The organism is Coleofasciculus sp. F4-SAH-05 (assembly GCF_040222985.1).
GTDB lineage: Bacteria > Cyanobacteriota > Cyanobacteriia > Cyanobacteriales > Coleofasciculaceae > Coleofasciculus > Coleofasciculus chthonoplastes.
This window is the reverse complement of the sequence record NZ_JAVKBY010000172.1, coordinates 1-3,210: the sequence shown is the minus strand read 5'-3', so window position 1 is coordinate 3,210 and position 3,210 is coordinate 1. Positions and strand designations below refer to the sequence as shown.

Annotated in this window: 6 protein-coding genes and 2 pseudogenes; 6 read left to right on the top strand and 2 right to left on the bottom strand. The window is 41.9% G+C overall.

From position 1 onward, the window contains the following. The first annotated feature begins 39 nt into the window (after window positions 1-39). Entirely contained in the window at window positions 40-180 is a 141-nt protein-coding gene (locus RIG27_RS20680; RefSeq protein ID WP_446348258.1) for a hypothetical protein, read from the top strand. Between the two features lie 13 nt (window positions 181-193). After that, window positions 194-325: a hypothetical protein gene (locus RIG27_RS20675; RefSeq protein ID WP_446348256.1), complete on the top strand. Its 132-nt coding sequence runs from the start codon at window positions 194-196 to the stop codon at window positions 323-325. A 123-nt stretch (window positions 326-448) separates the two neighbouring features. On the opposite strand, the gene RIG27_RS20670 is transcribed toward RIG27_RS20675, so the two are convergent. Beyond that, window positions 449-577, bottom strand: coding sequence for a hypothetical protein (locus RIG27_RS20670; RefSeq protein ID WP_446348254.1), 129 nt, complete (start codon window positions 575-577; stop codon window positions 449-451). A gap of 233 nt (window positions 578-810) precedes the next feature. Here RIG27_RS20670 and RIG27_RS20665 point away from each other — a divergent pair, with 233 nt between their 5' ends. Further along, on the top strand, window positions 811-1,029 hold the full coding sequence (locus tag RIG27_RS20665) for a hypothetical protein (RefSeq protein WP_446340050.1): 219 nt from the start codon (window positions 811-813) through the stop codon (window positions 1,027-1,029). Between the two features lie 190 nt (window positions 1,030-1,219). On the opposite strand, the gene RIG27_RS20660 is transcribed toward RIG27_RS20665, so the two are convergent. Further along, window positions 1,220-2,131, bottom strand: a complete 912-nt coding sequence (locus RIG27_RS20660; protein WP_446348252.1) for a ribonuclease D — start codon at window positions 2,129-2,131, stop codon at window positions 1,220-1,222. A gap of 170 nt (window positions 2,132-2,301) precedes the next feature. Between RIG27_RS20660 and RIG27_RS20655 the strand changes: the two are divergent. From RIG27_RS20655 to RIG27_RS20645, 3 genes and pseudogenes are all read left to right on the top strand, one after another. Further along, window positions 2,302-2,732, top strand: a pseudogene (locus tag RIG27_RS20655) (four helix bundle protein). Between the two features lie 3 nt (window positions 2,733-2,735). Beyond that, the gene (locus RIG27_RS20650; RefSeq protein ID WP_446348250.1) at window positions 2,736-3,047 is read left to right on the top strand and encodes a hypothetical protein; all 312 of its coding nucleotides are present in this window, start codon (window positions 2,736-2,738) and stop codon (window positions 3,045-3,047) included. Further along, a pseudogene (locus RIG27_RS20645) lies at window positions 2,989-3,210 on the top strand (transposase); the annotation flags it as partial. The gene RIG27_RS20650 and the pseudogene RIG27_RS20645, both read left to right, overlap by 59 nt.

Sequence of the window (3,210 nt, the reverse complement as noted above, 5' to 3'; positions counted from 1 at the left end):
CATTCTGAGTCCTGAGCGAAGCGAAGGAACTGAAGCGAAGTGAAGAATCTCTCTAATGTTGAGACTCATAAATCCGAGTATGAATGCGATCGCACTCTTCGAGCAACCCACCCCCTCAACCCAACACCCGCTTGTGTCATTCTGAGTCCTGAGCGAAGCGAAGGAACTGAAGCGAAGTGAAGAATCTCCCCCAATGCTGAGGCTAATCCTATCACTGAATTCGATGATGAATGCGATCGCACTCCTCAAACAACTCATCCCCTCAACCCAACACTCCATCACGGCTGGCTCAATAGTCCCGTTCCTGGCTTGGGTTTCACCCTGATAAACCCAAAATTGGGCAGCGGCGTGACATACTCCAGACAGCGATACAAGTATACGCTGCTGGCTTCTCCCACCTACTACATCTATAACGATCTCTATTTCTAGAGCGTAGGATTCGAGCTTTTTATAGTGAGTAAGATGCCCAGACCCACTTTTTAATACTTTTCTCAATCTGATCCTCTGGAGCTTCAGCAAACAGAGGCTTCCCCGGATCAGTCGCCCGATAAAAATGGCGTAAGAATTCGATGGTCATCGTTTTTAGCCCAAGTCAGGTCAGCAAGGGTTGTCAATGATAGTATAAGAGGTTGGGCGCGATCGCTTTGACCCTTGCCCGCAAAGCTGTAAAATCAGCCACGACACGCCGTTCTTGTTACAATTCTTTACTTCAAAAACCAGAGCGTATCGCCCATTTTTACAGACAAAATCTAAAATTTTGATTAAAATCTTGGTGTGGCTAAAGAATATTTTTAGAATTTGGTAAATTTTATGATACTTGCAGAAAAAATAAAACGACAAAATCTCAGCCGCAGCTCATCCAATTTAGCCCTAGTCTTTGCTCAAACCATGCAAACCGGGCAAATTAGCTTTTCGACGTGGTATGAGTTAATGACAGAACCATTAGATGAGACTTTAAGTTCTGAAGCGGAAGATGCGATTACCCGTTTAATTTATGGAGTACGTCACGGCTTAATTAGAGTTATTTAGGACTTTTTGAATAAGTCTTATGGTGGGAAGAAGAGGCAGGAGGCAACAGTATTTAGGACTGTAAATGTGAATACAATTAAGTCAGTTGGTGAGAATAACCTGAACTATGTTAAGTTCTATGAATATACCTCAAACCCTTACAAAGGAGGAATGACGCTCTCCACTGTTAACTTTAATTGTCCCTACCTACTTAAAAAGGCAAATCTTCATCCTCTGGCTCAGTAATCGAGAGTCGCCAAGTCGTTTTATTCTCTTCTTCTACGGGCAATTCTTCCATGACCTCCCCTAACTTCTGTTGTAGGGATTTGGTTAATTGTACTGATATATCTAACTCAATCCCTAGTTTTTTTGTCACTTCTGCTAATTGATGAAAAGCAACTTTTTTGCTGGTGCGATTTTGACTGGATAAGCGAAATCCATTGACTTTTTTGACACTTTGCGCTTGCATCGCCGCTTTTAGCCGTTCCTTAATTTGCTGAATTTCCGTATCCAGTTGTTTCCAGCGATGCTCGATTTGCCGATATCGTAAAGTTAGGGCTTCAATATCCTCCGTGGCGGGGTCAGGTTGAGCTAAGTCCAATAAATGACGGTGAATGTGAGCCACATAGACGACATCCTTAGCCGCGTAATCCAGTTGGCGGGGGGAGAGAGGGCGTTTCCTCCAGTCGCCCGTTTGTTCCGTTTTATCAACCTGGAGACATATCCCAAAATATTCCGTTAAGGTTTTCAGTTGATAATTAGGAACAGGGAGGCGATAGTAGGGAATCGTTTTCGCCAGTTCTAGGGTGCAGGTGACATTTTTTGCCTTACGTTTACCCAAAAATTTCCGGTCATAACTAGCGTTGTGAAAGACTTTCTCAATCGCCGGATTGTACATAATTTTAGCAATAAACTCATCGGCTAGTTCTGGCTGATATAGCACATCAAGAATCCAGACAGACTCAGCCGTGAGGTTATTCCCATCCGCCAAGACTTGAATTAACGACAATTGCGGCGTATCGGTTTTATAATCAGCAACTTCCGTATCTAACCATAGGATAGAGGCTTGAGTGCAGCTTGCGATCGCGCAGCGAATGTCTTCGGCTTGGGTAAGGTATGGCATTATATCAAGTCCGGTAGCATCGGTTGTGTGTGGGAAAGGGGTAAAAGAGTAAAAGGGTAAGGTTTTTCTCCCAGTAACTACAGGTTATGATAGACGAACGACACAACCGGACATGATATAAGCCCCTCTCCCCCGGCTCACAAGGGTAGGTTTTTTACCTTGACGGTATAATGGGGGTAAGACTTGGAAGACCTGGAGGGAAAGTGGACAAGGAAGAAGACAAAAAAAACATAAAAACTCATGAAGATCTTATTATCTATCAAAAAGCGTTTGATGCAGCCATGACTATTTTTGAAATATCTTGCGCAATTTCCCCTAGAAGAAAGATATTCTCTAACTGACCAAATTAGACGTTCCAGCAAGTGCTGTGTGTGCTAACTTAGCAGAAGCGTGGAGAAAAAGAAGGTATAAAGCATCGTTTCTGGCTAAGTTAAATGATTGTGAAGCCGAAAGTGCTGAAACGCAGGTTTGGCTGAAATTTGCTGTTAAATGTGAGTATATATCAACGGAGCAAGGGAGAAAAATATATCATACATATAATCAAATTTTAAGCGGATTAGTCAAGATGATTAATCATCCAGAAAATTGGTTAATTGGTTGAGCTATGTTAAGAAATAAACATTTAAAAGACTGGTCAAAAATTGTCTCCTCTCATTTTTCTCATTTATCTTTGCCTGAAGTAATCGGTTTAGCCACTTGGAGCTTTGGCATGGTGATGACAGGTTCAAGTAGTCTGACCCGAGTTTCAGAATTTATCGCTAAAATCAATGGAGAAAAAAGCAATACAGTCAGACAAAGACTGAAAGAATGGTATCAAGATAGTAAAGGAAAGAAAGGAGAAAAGCGAAGAGAGTTAGATGTCAGCCAATGCGAGAGCCCCTTTACTCAAGTGGATTCTCAGTTTATGGAAGTCTGAAGACAAGTGTCTAGCCTTAGCAATAGATGCAACTAATATTGGTCAGAATTTTACTGTTCTTTCCCTTCATGTTCTTTATCAAGGTTGTGGCATTCCCGTAGCATGGAAAATTGTTAAAGGTACAGAAAAAGGTTCTTGGAAACCTCATTGGCTTCATATTTTT